The 19,749-nt window shown below is 56.4% G+C and carries 17 protein-coding genes and 2 tRNA genes; 1 reads left to right on the forward strand and 18 read right to left on the reverse strand.

What is annotated here, in order from left to right; genetic code table 11:
* Window positions 1-9 precede the first annotated feature (9 nt).
* The 10 genes from nusA to rlmE all read right to left on the reverse strand — a co-directional run bounded on the left by nusA (window position 10) and on the right by rlmE (window position 8,604).
* Entirely contained in the window at window positions 10-1,491 is a 1,482-nt protein-coding gene (nusA, locus tag QRN41_RS15485; protein ID WP_034100716.1) for a transcription termination factor NusA, read from the reverse strand.
* Between the two features lie 47 nt (window positions 1,492-1,538).
* Window positions 1,539-1,997 carry a ribosome maturation factor RimP gene (gene rimP, locus QRN41_RS15490; protein WP_034100945.1) on the reverse strand — a complete coding sequence of 153 codons (459 nt, stop codon included), beginning with the start codon at window positions 1,995-1,997 and terminating at the stop codon, window positions 1,539-1,541.
* A 140-nt stretch (window positions 1,998-2,137) separates the two neighbouring features.
* Window positions 2,138-2,214, reverse strand: a tRNA-Met gene (locus QRN41_RS15495).
* 96 nt (window positions 2,215-2,310) lie between these two features.
* Window positions 2,311-2,396: transfer RNA gene (locus QRN41_RS15500), tRNA-Leu, on the reverse strand.
* 22 nt (window positions 2,397-2,418) lie between these two features.
* The gene (gene secG / locus QRN41_RS15505) at window positions 2,419-2,802 is read right to left on the reverse strand and encodes a preprotein translocase subunit SecG (RefSeq protein ID WP_034100718.1); all 384 of its coding nucleotides are present in this window, start codon (window positions 2,800-2,802) and stop codon (window positions 2,419-2,421) included.
* Window positions 2,803-2,806: 4 nt separating this feature from the next.
* Window positions 2,807-3,562, reverse strand: a complete 756-nt coding sequence (tpiA, locus tag QRN41_RS15510; RefSeq protein WP_034100720.1) for a triose-phosphate isomerase — start codon at window positions 3,560-3,562, stop codon at window positions 2,807-2,809.
* Between the two features lie 66 nt (window positions 3,563-3,628).
* Complete coding sequence (gene glmM / locus QRN41_RS15515) at window positions 3,629-4,966, reverse strand: phosphoglucosamine mutase (protein WP_034100722.1); 1,338 nt, start codon at window positions 4,964-4,966, stop codon at window positions 3,629-3,631.
* Between the two features lie 16 nt (window positions 4,967-4,982).
* Window positions 4,983-5,834 carry a dihydropteroate synthase gene (gene folP / locus QRN41_RS15520; protein ID WP_034139320.1) on the reverse strand — a complete coding sequence of 284 codons (852 nt, stop codon included), beginning with the start codon at window positions 5,832-5,834 and terminating at the stop codon, window positions 4,983-4,985.
* A gap of 8 nt (window positions 5,835-5,842) precedes the next feature.
* On the reverse strand, window positions 5,843-7,753 hold the full coding sequence (gene ftsH, locus QRN41_RS15525; protein ID WP_034100726.1) for an ATP-dependent zinc metalloprotease FtsH: 1,911 nt from the start codon (window positions 7,751-7,753) through the stop codon (window positions 5,843-5,845).
* A 200-nt stretch (window positions 7,754-7,953) separates the two neighbouring features.
* Window positions 7,954-8,604, reverse strand: a complete 651-nt coding sequence (rlmE, locus tag QRN41_RS15530; protein ID WP_034139321.1) for a 23S rRNA (uridine(2552)-2'-O)-methyltransferase RlmE — start codon at window positions 8,602-8,604, stop codon at window positions 7,954-7,956.
* Window positions 8,605-8,709: 105 nt separating this feature from the next.
* Here rlmE and yhbY point away from each other — a divergent pair, with 105 nt between their 5' ends.
* The gene (gene yhbY / locus QRN41_RS15535; protein ID WP_028617972.1) at window positions 8,710-9,018 is read left to right on the forward strand and encodes a ribosome assembly RNA-binding protein YhbY; all 309 of its coding nucleotides are present in this window, start codon (window positions 8,710-8,712) and stop codon (window positions 9,016-9,018) included.
* Between the two features lie 9 nt (window positions 9,019-9,027).
* Here the strand turns inward: yhbY and QRN41_RS15540 are convergent, their stop codons facing one another.
* The 8 genes from QRN41_RS15540 to grpE form a co-directional block, all read right to left on the reverse strand.
* A complete protein-coding gene (locus QRN41_RS15540) occupies window positions 9,028-9,432 on the reverse strand; it encodes an MFS transporter (protein ID WP_285421806.1) in 405 nt (134 codons plus the stop codon).
* Window positions 9,433-9,460: 28 nt separating this feature from the next.
* Window positions 9,461-9,937, reverse strand: a complete 477-nt coding sequence (greA, locus tag QRN41_RS15545) for a transcription elongation factor GreA (protein WP_034100946.1) — start codon at window positions 9,935-9,937, stop codon at window positions 9,461-9,463.
* Window positions 9,938-9,939: 2 nt separating this feature from the next.
* On the reverse strand, window positions 9,940-13,161 hold the full coding sequence (gene carB, locus QRN41_RS15550; protein WP_034100733.1) for a carbamoyl-phosphate synthase large subunit: 3,222 nt from the start codon (window positions 13,159-13,161) through the stop codon (window positions 9,940-9,942).
* 105 nt (window positions 13,162-13,266) lie between these two features.
* Window positions 13,267-14,403: a glutamine-hydrolyzing carbamoyl-phosphate synthase small subunit gene (gene carA, locus QRN41_RS15555; protein WP_167417886.1), complete on the reverse strand. Its 1,137-nt coding sequence runs from the start codon at window positions 14,401-14,403 to the stop codon at window positions 13,267-13,269.
* 259 nt (window positions 14,404-14,662) lie between these two features.
* The gene (gene dapB, locus QRN41_RS15560; RefSeq protein ID WP_034139323.1) at window positions 14,663-15,469 is read right to left on the reverse strand and encodes a 4-hydroxy-tetrahydrodipicolinate reductase; all 807 of its coding nucleotides are present in this window, start codon (window positions 15,467-15,469) and stop codon (window positions 14,663-14,665) included.
* 10 nt (window positions 15,470-15,479) lie between these two features.
* Window positions 15,480-16,604, reverse strand: a complete 1,125-nt coding sequence (dnaJ, locus tag QRN41_RS15565) for a molecular chaperone DnaJ (RefSeq protein ID WP_034139324.1) — start codon at window positions 16,602-16,604, stop codon at window positions 15,480-15,482.
* 317 nt (window positions 16,605-16,921) lie between these two features.
* Entirely contained in the window at window positions 16,922-18,844 is a 1,923-nt protein-coding gene (gene dnaK / locus QRN41_RS15570) for a molecular chaperone DnaK (RefSeq protein ID WP_034139325.1), read from the reverse strand.
* 102 nt (window positions 18,845-18,946) lie between these two features.
* Entirely contained in the window at window positions 18,947-19,600 is a 654-nt protein-coding gene (grpE, locus tag QRN41_RS15575; RefSeq protein WP_279287802.1) for a nucleotide exchange factor GrpE, read from the reverse strand.
* Window positions 19,601-19,749 lie beyond the last annotated feature (149 nt).

Raw genomic sequence — 19,749 nt, forward strand, 5'->3', positions numbered from 1 at the left:
CGCGCCTAGTTACTCGAACCAATGGGCTCGGGCGGCCATGATCAACTTGCCGGCACGATCTTCGTCAATGCCGTCGATGTCGAGCAGATCGTCAATAGACTGCTCGGCCAGGTCTTCGCGGGTAATTACGCCGCGCACCGCCAGTTCCATCGCCAAATCCTTGTCCATACCCTCAAGCGAGAGCAGGTCTTCGGCCGGATGGGCGTCTGCCAGCTTTTCCTCAGTAGCGATGGCTTTAGTCAACAAGCGATCCTTGGCTCGAGCGCGAAGCTCGTTGACGATATCTTCGTCAAAGCCGTCGATGTTGAGCATTTCTTCCAACGGTACGTAGGCAATCTCTTCCAGGCTGGTGAAACCTTCATCTACCAGAACCTGTGCCAGTTCTTCATCGACTTCCAACTCTTCGATGAAGTTGCGCAGGATGTCGCCGGTTTCAGCTTGCTGCTTAGCCTGGATGTCCGATTCGGTCATCACGTTCAGGGTCCAACCGGTCAGTTGGCTGGCCAGACGCACGTTCTGACCACCACGACCAATGGCCTGAGCCAGATTGTCTGCGCCAACGGCGATGTCCATGGCATGGGCATCTTCGTCAACGATAATTGCCGCCACTTCAGCCGGCGACATGGCGTTGATCACGAACTGCGCCGGGTTATCGTCCCACAGGACGATATCCACACGCTCACCGCCCAACTCACCCGACACCGCCTGAACGCGCGAACCACGCATACCAATACAAGCGCCCTGCGGGTCGATACGTTTGTCCTTGGAGCGGACCGCGATCTTGGCGCGCGAACCCGGGTCACGGGACGCAGCCATCACTTCGATCAGACCTTCGGCAATTTCCGGCACCTCGATACGGAACAGCTCGATCAGCATTTCCGGGGCGGTACGCGACAGGATCAACTGAGGGCCGCGGTTCTCGGTGCGGATTTCCTTGAGCAGCGCACGCAAACGCACGCCGACACGGAAGGTTTCGCGAGAGATGATGTCTTCACGGGCCAGCAACGCTTCGGCGTTGTTACCCAGGTCGACGATCACGTTGTCGCGAGTTACTTTTTTAACGGTACCGGAGATGATCTCACCCAGGCGTTCGCGATAGGCGTCAACGACTTGAGCGCGCTCGGCTTCGCGAACCTTCTGCACGATGACCTGTTTAGCAGTCTGTGCAGCAATACGGCCGAATTCGATCGATTCGATCTTTTCTTCGACGACATCACCGACCTTTGCGCCAGGGTGCGTTTCAGCAACCTTGCTCGGCCAGGTTTCGATGGCCGGATCATCAAGATCGGCTTCTTCGACGACCGTCCAGCGACGGAAAGTCTCATAGGCACCGGTGTGGCGGTTAATTTCCACACGCAGATCAACTTCGTCTTCAAAACGCTTTTTGGTAGCAGTGGCCAAAGCCAGCTCCAACGCTTCAAAAATCACGTTTGCCGGTACGCCCTTTTCATTGGATACCGACTCAACAACCAGCAGTACTTCTTTGCTCATCGTACGCCTCGCCTTTCGCAAGCCATTGGATCCGCGGGATCCGCGTCTCAGTCAAAACTGGGAATAATATTGGCCTTGTCGACCATATCGATCGGCAACAGGAACTCATGGTCTTCTACCTGCACCACGACGTCCTGCTCTTCTACACCGCGTAGAAGGCCCTGAAAGTTGCGTCGCCCTTCAAAGGGAGATCGCAGCTTGATCTTCACTTGTTCACCGACATATTTAGCAAACTGCTCGAGAGTGAACAGTGGGCGTTCCATGCCTGGCGAGGAAACTTCGAGGGTGTACTCAACGGAAATTGGATCTTCAACATCCAACACACCACTGATCTGACGGCTGACAATGGCACAATCGTCCACCAGCACGCCGCCCTCTTTATCGATATAAACGCGCAACATTGAGTGGCGACCTTGAGCCGAAAACTCAATACCCCAGCATTCATAGCCTAGGGCCACGACCACCGGGGCCAGCAAGGCCTGCAACTCTTCTAGCTTGCTCGACACCTGAACCCCCTCGTGCATGTATGTGCATGCTGTGCAAAATAAAAAAATGGGCGAAACGCCCATCCTTGAAACGCCGTCGAACAGCGGCGTTGAAAGTGTCCAGCTAACAAAAAGCCCCTTAAAAGGGGCTCCGCTAAAACTGGTTGCGGGGGCCGGATTTGAACCGACGACCTTCGGGTTATGAGCCCGACGAGCTACCAGACTGCTCCACCCCGCGACAAAGCTGGGGCGGAAGTATACGACCGATCCCTTACAGGGTCAATGTAACCTTCCACCTACAAGAAAGCCCGCAACAGCGGGCTCTCCTGATAATTGGTACCGAGAAGGGGACTCGAACCCCTACACCCTATGGGCACAACCACCTCAAGGTTGCGTGTCTACCAATTCCACCACCTCGGCAATACAGCGTTTAAAACCCTTCTTACTTCTGCTCTTGAGCTGGAGGTACGTCAGTCGCTGGAGTAGCCGACTTTTGCTCTTGAAGCACCGGGACATCATCAGAAGCCGGTTTTGCTTTAGGTACTTCTAACACTGCTGGATCTGGCAAACCTACTTGAGTCAGCATATGAGCTTTCTCTTTAGCAAAGTAACCTAACCCCAAGCTGGTTATGAAGAAACCGGCGGCAAGTATAGCAGTAAACTTACTAAGAAAGGTAGAGGAACCTTGGCTTCCGAACACAGTATTTGAAGCACCTGCACCGAAAGACGCACCAGCATCCGCACCTTTACCCTGTTGCAACAAAACCAGGGCAACTACGCCCAGGGCAGCCAACAGATGAAAAACGACTACGACTGTTTCCAGCATTTTTTCAGTTTCCCGCGGCGCGACAAATCGCACCGAACTCATCTGCATTCAGGGAAGCTCCACCAATGAGCCCCCCATCGATATCCGGCATGCCGAACAGTTCGACCGCATTGGCCGCCTTCACGCTGCCGCCGTATAGAAGACGCACACCTTGTGCGACTTCAGAATTCTCTGCCGCCAACTGAGCGCGGATGGCTGCATGCACATCCTGCGCCTGTTGCGGTGTAGCAGTCAGCCCGGTACCAATGGCCCAGACCGGCTCATAAGCAATGACCGCCTTTGCAAACGCACCAACGCCCAACTCTTCAATGATGCTGCCAAGCTGACGCGAGACAACCTCAAGGGTCTTGCCGGATTCGCGCTGCTCCAGGGTCTCCCCTATACACAACACGGGAACCAGGCCACATGCTTGTGCTGCTGCGAACTTGCGATTGAGAGTGCCATCCCGCTCACCCATCATCTGGCGACGCTCGGAATGCCCAACAAGCACAAATGAACATCCCGCATCGACCAGCTGACTTGGCGCAATCTCGCCAGTCAAGGCACCTTGCATGGCCTCCACCGCAGAATTTTGCGCGCCGACCTGAATCGACTTACCTTTCAAGCCATCAACCACTTGGGTGATATGCAAGCAAGGCGGGAAAACCGCAACATCAACACCGCTCGGCAAAGCCAAGTGACGAAGGCCATTGATCAGCTCAGCGACACTGGCGCGGGTACCGTGCATCTTCCAGTTACCAGCTACCATAGTGCGACGCATGCTGTACCTCGTCGGTCAAAGTGGGCGCAGATGTTACCCAACCACAACATCACTGGCAAGCCGAATTCAGGCGCAAACTTCAGTTACCAGTTTCGCCAGGTCTTCTGCATGGCCACGGACCTGTATTTCATCTTCCCCTTCGACCATGACACGCACTAGAGGCTCGGTCCCGGACTTACGCAACAACACGCGTCCACGGCCAGCCATCGCTTGGGTCACGCGCTCGCACGCTTCCTTAACAGCGGGGTGCTCGATTGGGTTTTCGCCACCGGCAAAGCGCACATTGAGTAGCACCTGCGGGCATTTACGCATGGCCTGACGTGCTTGAGCGAGGCTCTCTTCACGACGCCGCAGCGCAAGCAACACCTGCAATGCAGCGATAATGGCATCACCTGTCGTGGTGTGCTGGAAGCAGACAACATGCCCGGAGTTCTCGCCCCCCACCTGCCAATTTCGCTCCAGGAGCTCAGCAATCACATAACGGTCCCCAACATTCGCGCGAATGAAAGGAATGCCTAATTCCGCCAGAGCCAACTCAAGGCCCAAATTGCTCATCAGCGTTCCAACGACACCGCCCTGTAACTTGTTACGCTCATGCAGATCGCGGGCAATGATGAATAACAGATCATCACCGTCCACTACAGTGCCCGTGTGATCCACCATCAACACGCGGTCACCATCGCCATCAAAAGCAATCCCCAGATCGGCATGCTGAGCCAAAACCGCGGCCTGCAATTGCTCCATATGAGTAGAACCGCAGTTCTCGTTGATGTTCAAACCGTTAGGCTGGGCCGACAGCACTGTCACATCAGCGCCCAGCTCCTTGAATACGCTTGGCGCCACTTTGTAAGTCGCACCGTGAGCGCAATCGACAACGATTTTAAGGCCAGCGAAATTAGTACTGCTTGGCACACTGCTTTTGCAAAATTCGATGTAGCGGCCGGATGCATCATTGATGCGTGACACTTTGCCCAACTTACTAGACTCGACCACTGTCATGGGGGCATCCAGCAATTCCTCGATCATCAACTCGATTTCGTCCGGCAGTTTAGTGCCCTGCCCAGAGAAGAATTTGATGCCGTTGTCGTCGTGAGGGTTGTGGGAGGCACTGATCACAATACCGGCCTCAGCATGAAACGTGCGCGTCAGGTAAGCGATCGCTGGCGTAGGCATTGGCCCCAACAACATCACATCCGCACCTGCAGCTGACAAACCAGCCTCAAGCGCTGATTCAAACATGTAGCCGGAAATTCGAGTGTCCTTCCCCACCAGGATGCGGCACGCCCCCATACTGCGGAACGCCATGCCTGCCGCCCACCCCAACTTGAGCATAAAATCAGGGGTAATGGGAAACTCGCCGACCCGACCACGAATACCGTCGGTGCCAAAATATTTTTTAGTCATAAGTGCTCCATCATTCTTATTCGGCTGATTCTACTGCGGCAATCATACGCACCACGTCAACGGTCTCGGCGACATCGTGCACGCGCAAAATCCGCGCACCTTTGGTCATGGCAAGCGCCGCCAGCGCAAGGCCGCCATACAGACGTTCGCCAACAGGACGATTCAACGCCAGTCCAATCATGCTCTTGCGCGACACACCCACCAATAGGGGCCGGCCGAGGACATGCAAGGACTCCATGTGCCTGAACAAACTTAGATTGTGTTGTAAGGTCTTGGCGAATCCAAAACCCGGATCCAGGATGATCTGCTCCGGCGCTATTCCAACTGCGGCGCACTGAGCGATTCGCTCAGCCAGGAAACCCGTCACTTCACCTACCAGATCATCGTAATGGGGGTCGTCCTGCATATTCCCGGGCTCACCGAGCATATGCATCAGGCACACCGGCAATCCTGTAGCCGCAGCCGCATCCAAGGCTCCATCACGCCGTAGAGAGCGCACATCATTGATCAATCCAGCCCCAAGGCGCGCAGTTTCGCGCATGACAGCCGGAGTCGATGTATCAACGGAGATGATCACATCCAGCTCACGTGCGATGCGCTCGACAATGGGAGCAACCCGCTCCAACTCCTCGAGTGGAGAAACTATACGAGCACCAGGCCGAGTCGATTCGCCGCCGACATCAATCAAGGTCGCACCAGCCGCCACCATCGCCTCGGCATGACGCAACGCTGCATCCTGCTGACTGAATCGGCCGCCATCGGAAAAAGAATCGGGGGTTACATTGAGAATGCCCATGACATGCGTATGGGCCAAATCAAGAACCCGGTTGCCGCAAGGCAACCGGGTGGAGGACAACACAGAAGTCATTTCAAACCTTAGTGGTCAGCCGCAGGGCCGCCGATCGGGGTCTCAGGGCGCTCATTCTGAACAACGGGCGGGGTACCTGAGGTGCCTGATCCCCCCTCCCAGTCCCGCGGCTCACGTGGCGGACGGCCTGCCATAATGTCGTCGATCTGATCGGCATCAATGGTTTCGTACTTCATCAGCGCGTCGGCCATGGCGTCCAGTTTGTCGCGGTTGTCCGTGAGAATCTGCTTGGCTGTGCCGTAGCACTGATCAATGATGCTGCGCACCTCGGAATCGATCAGCTTGGCAGTCTCACCGGAGAAACTGGCATTTTGACCGCCACCACCACGCCCCAAGAACACTTCGCCATCTTCCTCGGCATACATAAGAGGGCCGAGTTTTTCGGACAAGCCCCACTTGGTCACCATATTTCGCGCAATCTGGCTGGCGCGCATGATGTCGTTGGAGGCGCCGGTGGTCACACCGTCAAAACCCAAGGTCATCTCTTCAGCAATCCGCCCGCCATACAGCGAACAGATCTGGCTGATCAGCGCGCGCTTGGAGAGGCTGTAACGGTCTTCCTCAGGCAGGAACATAGTCACGCCAAGTGCCCGGCCTCGTGGAATGATCGACACCTTGTAGACCGGGTCGTGCTCAGGCACAACGCGGCCCACAATAGCGTGACCAGCCTCGTGGTAAGCAGTGTTCTGCTTCTCTTTTTCGGACATAACCATGGATTTGCGCTCGGCGCCCATCATGATCTTGTCTTTTGCCAGCTCGAATTCTTTCATTTCAACAATGCGCTTGCCGGTACGCGCTGCAAACAACGACGCCTCGTTCACCAAGTTGGCAAGGTCGGCACCGGAAAAACCTGGAGTGCCACGAGCAATCACCGCAGGAGCAACGTCGTCGCCCATCGGCACTTTGCGCATATGAACTTTCAGAATCTGTTCGCGTCCACGAATGTCCGGCAGGCCAACTACGACCTGACGGTCGAAACGACCTGGACGCAGCAACGCGGGGTCAAGCACATCAGGACGGTTGGTTGCGGCGATGACGATAATGCCGTCATTCATCTCGAAACCATCCATCTCCACGAGCAATTGGTTGAGCGTTTGCTCGCGCTCATCGTGACCACCGCCCATGCCCGCACCACGATGACGACCAACGGCGTCAATTTCGTCGATAAAGATGATGCACGGCGCATGCTTCTTAGCTTGCTCGAACATATCGCGAACACGGCTTGCGCCGACACCGACGAACATTTCGACAAAATCAGAACCGGAAATCGTGAAGAACGGCACCTTGGCTTCACCGGCAATCGCCTTGGCCAGCAAGGTTTTACCAGTACCCGGAGGACCGACCATCAGCACACCGCGCGGAATACGCCCGCCAAGACGCTGGAATTTCCCCGGATCGCGCAGGAACTCGACGAGCTCGCCCACTTCCTCTTTAGCTTCATCACAACCGGCAACGTCGGCCAGAGTGGTTTTCACCTGATCTTCGGAGAGCAGGCGTGCCTTGCTCTTCCCGAAGCTCATCGGCCCACCCTTGCCTCCCGCGCCACCTTGCATCTGACGCATGAAGAACATGAACACAGCAATGATCACCAGGATCGGGAAGCTGGCCACCAGTAACTGTGTCCAGATGCTCTGCTGCTCTGGCTGTTTGCCTTCAACGACAACATGGTTATCCACCAAATCACCGATCAGACCGTTGTCCTGGATTGCCGGACGAATGGTCTTGAAGCTGTCGCCATCGGTGCGTTTGCCGGTGATCACGTAGCCATCAACCGCTACGCGCTCGACCTTTCCATCCTTAACTTGCTGGATGAAGTCGGAATAGTTGAGGGTCTGCGGCTCGTTAGGGCTGGAGAAGTTGTTCATCACCGTCACCAGGACAGCCGCGATGATCAACCACAGGATCAGATTCTTTGCCATATCGTTCAATTAACTACCCTCTGAAGCAAGCTCCGCTGCTGGCGCGCGCTTCGCATGATATTCACCGACCTAACTTACTACATTACCTACAACTCTGGCAGGCGCCGTCTGTAACCCTTTGTGAAACTTTGACTACACAATATTCGTAAAGCTTCATGACGAAAGCGATATAAAAAAACCTATCGACTCCGTTGAAACCCTTAAAGACGCTCATCACTCGCCGCGCCTTCGATGCCACGGAACCCTCGAGCCAACAGATACTGCTCGCGGGAACGATCCCTTGAGGAGTCCGGTTTGCGCATCTGTACCTTGTCGAACAATTTACGGATGTTCTTGTGGTATTCGTCAAAACCTTCACCCTGGAAGACTTTGACCAGGAAATCTCCGCCCGGACGCAATACACGCCCTGCCAGGTCCAACGCCAATTCGCACAGGAACATGGCGCGCGGCATATCAACGGCCGGTAATCCACTCATATTGGGTGCCATATCGGAAATCACAAGGTCCACCTGTGAATTTCCCACAGCCTCAAGGATCTCGGCCAGCACTGAATCCTGGGTGAAGTCGCCGTGCACAAAGGTCACATCCGGGATGCTGTCCATCTCCAGAATGTCGGAAGCGATCAATCGCCCCTGCCCACCAATCAGACGACTGGCCACCTGAGACCAGCCCCCCGGGGCGGCCCCCAGATCGATCACACTCATGCCTGGCCGGAATAATTTGTCCTTGTCCTGCAGCTCCAGCAGCTTATAGCTGGCCCGGGAACGGTAGCCGTCCTTTTGCGCCTTTTTGACGTAAGGATCGTTGAAATGTTCTTTTAGCCAGTTAAGGCTGGTTTTGGAACGGGCCACGGGCCACCTCGAAAATAAAACGGGTCGTGATTAACTGGGCGGTCCCGGACTCGCTCGGGTAAACTGGCCGCCGCTTTTTACAAGATCAGACGCAGGGGTCAGATTATGCCGCTCACTCAAGAGCAGAAGAAACAGTACAAATCCATTGGCCACCATCTGAAACCAGTTCTGATTGTGGCAGACAACGGTTTGACTGAGGGTGTGTTAGCTGAATTCGAGCGCGCACTCAACGATCACGAACTGATCAAGATCAAGGTCAATATCCTCGATCGCGAAGCACGCCTGGCTGCCATTGCGGAACTGTGCAAGGCGGGCAAAGCAGACCTGGTTCAGGTCATCGGCAAGATGGCGCTGCTGTATCGCAAGAATTTCAGCGTCAACAAACAACTGTCGAACGTTCATCGCTTCAAATGACAAATAGGGTCAAGGGCGTGCTTCGCGCGCCCCGCCACTCCATCCCGGCGCAGGCTGTACAACCAGCACAAGCCCCGAGAACCCTAGCACAAGATAGCTGAATAGCCGCCAGCGCAACGCTTCCGGCAGCCAGAGATGCACGACGCAATACATAGCGCATGCATACAGCGCCATCAACAGCAGTTGGCCGCGAATATCCCGCCACAAACTCTCCAAGCCCTCAGCCTTGATCAGCACAAACGCTTGAAGCACCACGCACGCCGCAGCAAAACCCACCAGTAATGCACTGAGCAATCCGTCGAGTTCGTCTATCAGCAACGGCGCCAAACCAATCAAACCGAGTGCCGGCAGCACGCCAATGTGAAGCAACCACAAGCCGCCCACCCACAACATCTGAGTGAGCTGCCATAGCATGGCGCCCGCACGAAACGGGCGCCGAGTATCAGATGTGACGAACTTCGACAATCTCGTACTCGATCACGCCACTTGGCGTTTTGACGGCAACCACGTCCCCCTCTTCCTTGGCGATCAAGGCACGTGCTATAGGCGAACCTACAGAGATTTTGCCCTGTTTGATATCAGCCTCGTCCTCACCCACGATGTGGTAAGTCACGCTTTCGTCCGTTTCAACGTTGGCGATTTCGACAGTGGTGCCGAAAATCACCTTGCCGGTGTGCGGGATAGTGGTCACATCGATGATCACAGCATTTTGCATGCGACCTTCGATATCACGAATCCGTGCCTCGACCATACCCTGCTGCTCGCGAGCGGCGTGATATTCGGCGTTCTCCTTCAAGTCACCCAGCTCGCGGGCCGTACCGATGTCCTGGCTCAGCTTCGGACGTACGACCTTAGTCAGGTGGGCGTGCTCCTCTTCCAGGGCGCGAGCGCCCTGAACAGTCATTGGGTATTTGGTAATGCTCATGCCTTCAATCCTGCGTGTAGATCCTGCAAGCGACGAACGGTCTTTTCTGGACCGAACTTGAGTGCTTCACAGATAGCTTCGCCAGCAGCAATGGTGGTGGTGCAGTAAATCTTGTGCTGCAGGGCGTTACGACGAATGGAGTAGGAATCCGCGATCGACTGACGACCTTCAGTAGTGTTGATGATCAAGGTGACTTCGTCATTCTTGATCATGTCGACCACATGCGGACGACCTTCCGTTACCTTGTTCACGCGACGCACCTTAAGGCCGGCAGCCTCGATCAGCTTGGCAGTCCCAGCGGTGGCCACGACTTCGAAGCCCAAGTTGATCAGATCACGCGCCACGCCTGCAACCAGTGGCTTGTCGTCATCACGAACACTGATGAACGCAGTACCGCCGGTCGGCAGAATTTCGCTGGCCCCCATCTGTGCTTTAGCAAATGCCTCACCGAACGTGTCGCCCACGCCCATCACCTCACCGGTAGACTTCATCTCTGGGCCCAGGATCGGGTCCACGCCAGGGAATTTGGCGAATGGGAACACCGCCTCTTTCACGCTGTAGAAGTTCGGGATGATTTCTTTGGTAAAACCGATTTCTTTCAGAGTCTTACCAGCCATCACGCGCGCAGCGATCATGGCCAGGGACACGCCGATGCACTTGGACACAAATGGCACGGTACGCGAAGCTCGTGGGTTGACCTCGATGACGTAGATGTCTTCGCCTTGCAAGGCCAACTGCACGTTCATCAGACCGACCACGCCCAACTCCAAAGCCATTTTCTTGACCTGGTCGCGCATCACATCCTGAATGTGCGCCGGCAACGAGTAAGGCGGCAGCGAGCAAGCAGAGTCACCGGAGTGAACACCGGCCTGCTCGATGTGCTGCATGATCGCGCCGATCACTACGTCGGTGCCATCGCAGACCGCATCCACGTCCATTTCGATGGCGCAGTTGAGGAAGTGGTCCAGCAGCACCGGGCTGTCGTTGGACACTTTCACAGCATCGCGCAGGTAGCGCTTGAGTTCTTCTTCTTCGTAAACGATTTCCATCGCTCGGCCGCCCAGCACATAAGACGGGCGCACCACCAACGGATAGCCAATTTTGCTGGCCGCACGAATCGCTTCATCTTCGCTACGCACGGTGGCGTTTGGCGGCTGACGCAGGTTCAAGCGCTCAACCATTTGCTGGAAGCGCTCACGGTCTTCGGCACGGTCGATGGCGTCCGGGCTAGTGCCGATAATCGGCACACCAGCAGCTTCCAGGGCACGCGCCAGCTTCAGCGGAGTCTGGCCGCCGTACTGAACGATCACGCCTTTAGGCTTCTCGACACGCACGATTTCCAGCACGTCTTCCAGGGTCACCGGCTCGAAGTACAGACGATCAGAAGTATCGTAATCGGTGGAAACGGTTTCCGGGTTGCAGTTGACCATGATGGTCTCGTACCCGTCTTCGCGCAGGGCGAGAGCAGCGTGTACGCAGCAGTAGTCAAATTCGATGCCCTGGCCGATACGGTTAGGACCGCCACCCAGGATCATGATCTTGTCGCGACCCGACGGCGCCGCTTCGCACTCTTCCTCGTAGGTGGAGTACAGATAAGCGGTATCGGTGGAGAACTCGGCCGCGCAAGTATCCACGCGCTTGTAGACCGGGAAGATCTCCAGCTTGTGGCGATGAGTGCGCAGGTTCTTCTCGGTCACACCCAGCAACTTGGCCAGACGCTGGTCGGAGAAGCCCTTGCGCTTGAGGCGGAACATCATGTCGCGGTCGATGCTGGCCAGACCCAGGGTCTTGACCTTCTCTTCTTCCTTGATCAGATCTTCGATCTGCACCAGGAACCACGGGTCGATCATGTTCATGCCGAAGATGTCTTCGACACTCAGGCCGGCACGGAACGCATCAGCGACGTACCAGATCCGCTCGGCACCCGGCACGGTCAGTTCGCGCTTGAGCACGCTCATGCTTTCCGGGTTGCTCAGATCGAGCTTCTCATCCAGGCCGCACACGCCGACTTCCAGGCCACGCAGGGCTTTCTGCAGGGATTCCTGGAAGGTCCGGCCGATAGCCATCACTTCGCCCACGGACTTCATCTGGGTAGTCAGGCGCGCATCCGCTTTGGCGAACTTCTCAAAAGCAAAGCGCGGCAGCTTGGTCACCACGTAGTCGATGGACGGCTCGAAGGACGCTGGGGTCTTGCCGCCAGTGATGTCGTTCGACAGTTCATCCAAGGTGTAACCCACGGCCAGTTTGGCCGCGACTTTGGCGATCGGGAACCCCGTCGCCTTAGAAGCCAGTGCCGAAGAACGGGAAACACGCGGGTTCATTTCGATCACAACCATACGGCCGGTGTTCGGGCAGATCCCGAACTGAACGTTGGAACCGCCGGTTTCTACACCGATCTCACGCAGTACCGCCAGGGAGGCGTTACGCAGGATCTGATATTCCTTGTCGGTCAGGGTCTGCGCCGGCGCCACGGTGATGGAGTCACCGGTGTGCACGCCCATCGGGTCGAAGTTTTCGATGGAGCAGACGATGATGCAGTTGTCTTTCTTATCGCGAACAACCTCCATCTCGTATTCTTTCCAACCGATCAAGGATTCGTCGATCAGCAGCTCTTTGGTCGGCGACAGGTCCAGACCACGGGCGCAGATTTCTTCGAATTCTTCACGGTTGTAGGCAATACCACCACCGGTGCCGCCCATGGTGAAGGACGGACGGATGATGCACGGGAAACCCAGAGTCTCGAGGACCGCATTGGCTTCTTCCATGCTGTGGGCGATACCGGAACGCGGGCAGGCCAGGCCGATGGACTTCATGGCCTTGTCGAAGCGTGAGCGGTCTTCGGCTTTGTCGATGGTGTCGGCATTGGCGCCGATCATCTCTACGCCGAACTTCTCCAGAACGCCCTCGCGCTCCAGGTCCAGAGCGCAGTTCAGTGCAGTCTGGCCACCCATGGTCGGCAGCAGCGCGTCTGGACGCTCTTTCTCGATGATCTTGGCAACCGTCTGCCATTTGATTGGCTCTATGTAGGTCGCGTCGGCCATCGCCGGGTCGGTCATGATGGTGGCTGGGTTGGAGTTCACCAGGATGACGCGGTAGCCCTCTTCGCGCAGGGCTTTACAGGCCTGGGCGCCGGAGTAGTCGAACTCGCAGGCCTGGCCGATCACGATCGGGCCAGCGCCGAGAATCAGGATGCTTTTTATGTCTGTACGTTTTGGCATGGGTTTGTCACTCAAATCCGCAGGTCAGTCGGCAAGCCGTCTTGAACAATCTTTTAGAGAGCCCGCGAGGGCCACCGGTTTCGGGGCCGCCCACAGGCTGCTCAGTCAGCGTCGCTTGGCCATCTCATTGATGAAACGGTCGAACAGCGGCGCTACGTCGTTCGGGCCCGGGCTGGCTTCAGGGTGGCCCTGGAAGCTGAACGCGCTCTTGTCGGTGCGCTCGATGCCTTGCAGGGAACCGTCAAACAGCGACTTATGAATCGCGCGGACGTTGACCGGCAAGGTAGCTTCATCCACCGCAAAACCGTGGTTCTGGCTGGTAATCATCACGACACCAGTGTCCAGATCCTGAACAGGGTGGTTGGCGCCGTGGTGGCCGTGCCCCATTTTCAGGGTTTTAGCACCGGAGGCCAGAGCCAGCAGTTGGTGGCCGAGGCAGATACCGAATACCGGAATCTCGGTTTCCAGTACGTCCTTAATGGCCTGGATGGCGTAGTCGCAAGGCTCAGGGTCACCCGGGCCGTTGGACAGGAACACGCCGTCCGGTTGCAGAGCCAGCACGTCGCTGGCTGGGGTTTGCGCAGGTACCACGGTCACGCGGCAGCCACGCTCGACCAGCATGCGCAGGATGTTGTACTTGACGCCGTAGTCGTAAGCGACCACGTGATAAGGCAACTCGGCAGCATCGATGGTCGCATGACTGTCTGTCTTCAAATCCCAGACCGTGGAGCGCCATTCGTACTTCTCTTTGACGCTGACGACCTTCGCCAGGTCCATGCCCTTCAGGCCAGGGAAGCCTTGTGCCGCGGCGATCGCCGCCTCTTCGGAAATATTGTCGCCGACCATGATGCAGCCGTTCTGCGAGCCTTTTTCACGCAGGATGCGCGTAAGGCGACGGGTATCGATACCAGCGATCGCCACCACATTGTTGGCTTTGAGGTAATCGGAAAGCGACATCGTGTTGCGCCAGTTGCTCGCAACCAGTGGCAGATCACGAATCACCAACCCCGCCGACCAGACACGATCAGACTCGACATCTTCCGGCGTAGTACCGGTGTTGCCGATATGTGGATAGGTCAGGGTAACGATCTGTTGGGCGTAGGAAGGATCGGTAAGGATTTCCTGATAGCCGGTCATGGCAGTGTTAAACACTACCTCTCCAACGGTTTGACCGTCGGCTCCAATGGCTTCGCCGCGAAAAATGCTGCCATCAGCAAGGGCGAGTATGGCTGGCTTAGTCAAGAAGACCTCCCGTAAATAAAGCCTGAAAGGGCGATCGCAGGTTGTAAAAAAGCGGAGTGACGTATGGACACGTCACCCCGCTTGTTCACTGAATTATTCTGCGCGCTTTTAGTGGACACACTAAAGCTGTAGCTTACAGAAAAAGGCTTTTTGGGTCCACCGCTAATGAGCCTTGAAGGCAGGGGAATGCGACAGGACGTCGCTTAGCGGGTAAAAACGGGGGCTCAGGATAATCCTGAGCCCCCGTCTTGGCTACTGATCAGTGCAGATCCAGCACGTCTCGCATGTCGTACAGGCCAGGCTCGCGCCCTTCCAGCCAGAGCGCGGCACGGACCGCCCCCTTGGCAAACGTCATGCGACTGGAAGCCTTATGCGTGATCTCCAGGCGCTCGCCTTCGGCCGCGAATAGCACGGTGTGATCACCAACGACGTCCCCGCCACGAACAGTCGCGAAACCGATGGTGTCGCGCGCGCGCTCACCGGTATGCCCCTCGCGCCCGTATACCGCGACCTTTGACAAGTCGCGACCCAGCGCATCAGCGATAGCCTCGCCCATACGCAGCGCGGTACCCGAGGGTGCGTCGATTTTATGACGATGGTGGGTCTCGATAATCTCGATATCCGCTTCATCACCCAGCACCCGCGCCGCCATATCCAGCAGCTTGAGCGACAGGTTCACACCGACGCTGAAGTTGGCGGCGAACACCAGAGGGATCTCCTTGCCCGCCTCCACCAGCAACTGCTTCTGCTCGGCACTCAAGCCCGTAGTGCCAATAACCATGGCCTTGCCTGCCTTGCGACAGAACGCCAGATTCTTGAGCATCACCTCGGGCAGCGTGAAATCGATCAGTACATCGAATTCATCCGCCACCTGCTCCAGGCTGCCCGACAGCGAAACGCCGATACGCCCCAATGAGGCCAACTCACCGGCATCCGCGCCGATCAACGTGCTGCCCGGACGAACGATCGCCGCCGTCAGCCCGGAGGCCGGTGAGCGCAACTGCACCGCTTCAACCAGCGTCTTGCCCATGCGCCCGGCAGCGCCCATTACGGCTATACGTCGCATACTCACTTCCTTACAGATCGCCGAAGAAGCGCTTCACGCCTTCAAAGAAACCAGTGGTTTTCGGCGAATGGGTATCATCGCCTTCCAGCGAGCTACGGAACTCTTCGAGCAGCTCACGCTGACGGCGCCCCAGATTGACCGGTGTTTCGACCGCCACGCGGCACATCAAGTCACCCGCACCGCCACCACGTACCGGCGCAACGCCTTTGCCGCGAATACGGAACTGTTTACCGGTTTGCGTGCCCTCAGGGATCTTGAGCTTGACGCGCCCATCCAGCGTCGGAATCTCCAGCTCACCACCCAGCGCCGCGTCGACAAAACTGATCGGCACTTCACAGAACAGATGCTTACCGTCGCGCTGGAAAATCGCGTGCTCGCGCACATTGATCACCACATACAGGTCACCCGTAGGCCCCCCCTGAACACCCGCTTCACCTTCGCCCGACAGACGAATTCGATCACCGGTATCCACACCCGCCGGCACTTTCACCGACAAGGTTTTGTACTCTTCGACACGACCTTCGCCATGACAGGAATCGCATGGATCGGAGATGATCTTGCCCTGTCCATGGCAACGCGGGCACGTCTGCTGCACCGAGAAGAAGCCTTGTTGCATACGGACCTGGCCGATACCACCGCACGTAGGGCAGGTGATGGGCGAAGAGCCTTTCTTGGCGCCCGAACCGTCGCACGGCTTGCAGTTGACCAGCGTTGGCACACGAATATTGACGCTGGTACCGCGAACCGCTTCTTCCAGGTTCAGTTCCAGGGTGTAGCGCAAGTCGCTGCCGCGCTGCGCACCGCCACGCTGACCACCGCGGCCGCCGCCAAAGAAGTCGCTGAACACATCGCCGAAAATATCGGAGAAATTCTGCCCACCAAAACCAGCGCCACCACCACCCATGCTTGGGTCGACACCGGCATGGCCATACTGATCGTAGGCCGCACGCTTATTGGGATCACATAGGCATTCGTAGGCCTCATTGGCCTCTTTGAACATTTCTTCGGATTCTTTGTTATCCGGATTACGGTCCGGGTGGTGCTTCATCGCCAGACGACGGTAAGCCTTTTTCAGCTCCGCCTCGCTGGCACCACGCTCCACACCCAAAACTTCGTAATAGTCACGCTTTGCCATAAGTCTTTGCACTCTTAAGGACGTTCAACCAGGCCCTCCTGAGCCTTGCCGAACTCGTTGAGCCCCAATACAGGCCCGGACCCAACTCACGTCAATTCAACGATCCTGGTCATCACTGCTTTCAGCCAGGCGCCCGGCCAAAAACGCGGTATTAAACCCTCGGAAAGCAGGAGCATCCCCGATCACACCGCCAGCATCCGACTGTTGTCGCATGCTGTAAAAATTCGCGTACCCCAGACACGCCAACGCGGGAGCAAGCTCCCGCGCGGCGACATCCTACCAGTCACCGCTTGAAAGCGGTCAACCGGGCGACCAAGTTACTTCTTCTGGTCTTCTTTAACTTCTTCGAACTCAGCATCGACAACGTCGTCATGCTTGGCTTCCGGTTCTGCCTGTTGTGCAGCGCCGTCTGCCGGCTGAGCTTGCTCTGCGTACATCTTCTGGGCCACTGGCGCAGAGACTTTCGACAACTCTTCAATCTTGGCTTCAATGGCGGCCTTGTCGTCGCCTTTGACGGCGGCTTCCAGGGCAACCACGGCAGCTTCGATTGCAGTTTTCTCTTCAGCCGATACTTTTTCGCCAGCGTCCACGACCATTTTGCGGGTCGAGTGCACCAGAGCATCACCTTTGTTACGAGCGTCGGCCAGCTCAGCAAACTTGGCATCCGCCTCGGCGTTGGCTTCAGCATCACGAATCATCTGTTGAATTTCTTCATCAGACAGACCCGAGTTGGCCTTGATGGTGATCTTCTGCTCTTTGCCGGTCGCCTTGTCTTTCGCACCTACGTGCAGAATGCCGTTGGCGTCGATGTCGAAGGTCACTTCGATTTGTGGCACACCACGAGGCGCTGGTGGAATATCAGCCAGGTCGAACTTGCCCAGAGACTTGTTCTGAGAAGCTTGTTTACGCTCACCTTGCAGCACATGAATGGTCACGGCGCCCTGGTTGTCATCGGCAGTCGAGAACACCTGAGATTTCTTGGTAGGAATCGTGGTGTTTTTCTCGATCAGCGCGGTCATCACGCCACCCATGGTTTCGATACCCAGGGTCAGCGGGCTGACGTCCAGCAACAGCACGTCTTTCACATCACCGGCCAATACCGCGCCCTGAATCGCAGCACCCATGGCAACCGCTTCGTCCGGGTTGACGTCTTTACGTGCTTCTTTACCGAAGAACTCGGTGACTTTCTGCTGCACCAGCGGCATACGAGTCTGACCGCCCACCAGGATCACGTCGTTGATGGAGCCAACGTCGATGCCAGCGTCTTTCAATGCAATGCGGCAAGGTTCGATAGTGCGCTGAACCAGGTCTTCAACCAGTGCCTCCAACTTGGCGCGAGAAATCTTCACGTTCAAGTGCTTAGGACCGGTAGCATCTGCTGTGATGTACGGCAGGTTAACGTCAGTCGACATGCTCGACGACAGCTCGATCTTGGCTTTTTCGGCAGCTTCTTTCAGACGCTGCATCGCCAGCGGATCACCTTTAAGGTTCATGCCGCTTTCTTTCTTGAATTCGTCAACGAGGTAGTCGATCAGACGAATGTCAAAGTCTTCACCACCCAAGAAGGTGTCACCGTTGGTAGCCAGCACTTCGAACTGGTGCTCGCCATCGACTTCGGCAATCTCGATCACCGATACATCGAAGGTACCGCCACCCAGGTCATAAACGATCACGGTGTGATCGCCTTTGGCCTTGTCCATACCGTAAGCCAGAGCAGCCGCGGTCGGTTCGTTAATGATACGTTTGACGTCCAGGCCCGCGATGCGGCCGGCATCTTTGGTCGCCTGACGCTGGCTGTCGTTGAAGTAAGCCGGAACGGTGATCACCGCTTCGGTTACAGCTTCACCCAGATAGTCTTCGGCCGTTTTCTTCATCTTTTTCAAGACTTCAGCCGAGATCTGCGGAGCGGACATTTTGTTGCCGTTCACTTCAACCCAGGCGTCACCGTTGTCAGCCTTGGCGATTTTGTAAGGCACCATCTTGATGTCTTTTTGCACGACTTCTTCGTCGAACTTACGACCGATAAGACGCTTTACAGCGTACAGAGTGTTATGCGGGTTAGTCACCGCCTGGCGCTTGGCCGACTGACCGACGAGGATCTCACCGTCATTGGCGTAAGCGATAATCGAAGGCGTAGTACGCGCGCCTTCGGCGTTCTCAATAACTTTGGCCTTGCCGTTTTCCATGACCGAGACGCACGAGTTGGTGGTCCCCAGGTCGATACCGATAATTTTGCCCATGATTTACTCTCCCGAAACTTGAATTTTGTTGCCGCAGCAGTTTTGGCTAACTGCGGTAGCACTTAAACGCTTGACTTATAAATGGGGGCCTTGCGGCGGATTTCAAGCCTGCTCATCAATAGAAGGTGCAACGGGCGCTGGCGCCTTGCTTACCACTACCATTGCCGGGCGCAGCAGACGGCCGTTGAGCAGGTATCCTTTCTGGAACACCTTCAACACGCTGTTGGGCTCAAGGTCGTGGCTTTCCTGCATGGCCATGGCTTGGTGATGCTCAGCATTGAACGGCTCGCCACCTTGCGGATCGATAGCTTCCAGCTGGTACCGCTTGAGCGTGTCCTGGAACATTTTCAGGGTCAGCTCAATGCCTTCGCGCATCGCACGGATGTTTTCATCATCCGGGTTGGACAGCTCAAGGCCGCGCTCCAGACTGTCGATAATCGGCAGCAGGTCGCTGGCGAATTTTTCCAACGCGAATTTATGCGCTTTTTCTACATCCTGCTCGGCACGGCGGCGGACGTTCTGCAGATCGGCGGCAACACGCAAAGACTGATCCTGCGCAGCGGCCAATTGCTCTTCCAGCACCTGCACACGAGTTGCCAGCTCATCACCGACAGCCGGATTGGCGTCTGGAGTTTGCGTATCCTGCGTCTGTTCGTCAGCCATAGATTCTCTCCTTTCAAAATCATGCGCGAACTCGACTCGCGCTTCTGTTCCGGTATATGGGGCCACAATTTCCAGGTTCAAGGGCGCAAACAAGACCAAAAGTCCATCAGAGCGCCAGGATTGATTCCCATCCAAACATTCCCAGTTGCGCTAAAAAAAGCTTATTTTCAAGTAAATCGAACTAAGGATCAGGATTGTCACGCCGGGACGAAACACTGTATAAATAACCAGACATAAAGCCT

This window comes from Pseudomonas sp. efr-133-TYG-23 (assembly GCF_030209215.1).
In the GTDB taxonomy this organism is placed as follows: domain Bacteria; phylum Pseudomonadota; class Gammaproteobacteria; order Pseudomonadales; family Pseudomonadaceae; genus Aquipseudomonas; species Aquipseudomonas rhodesiae.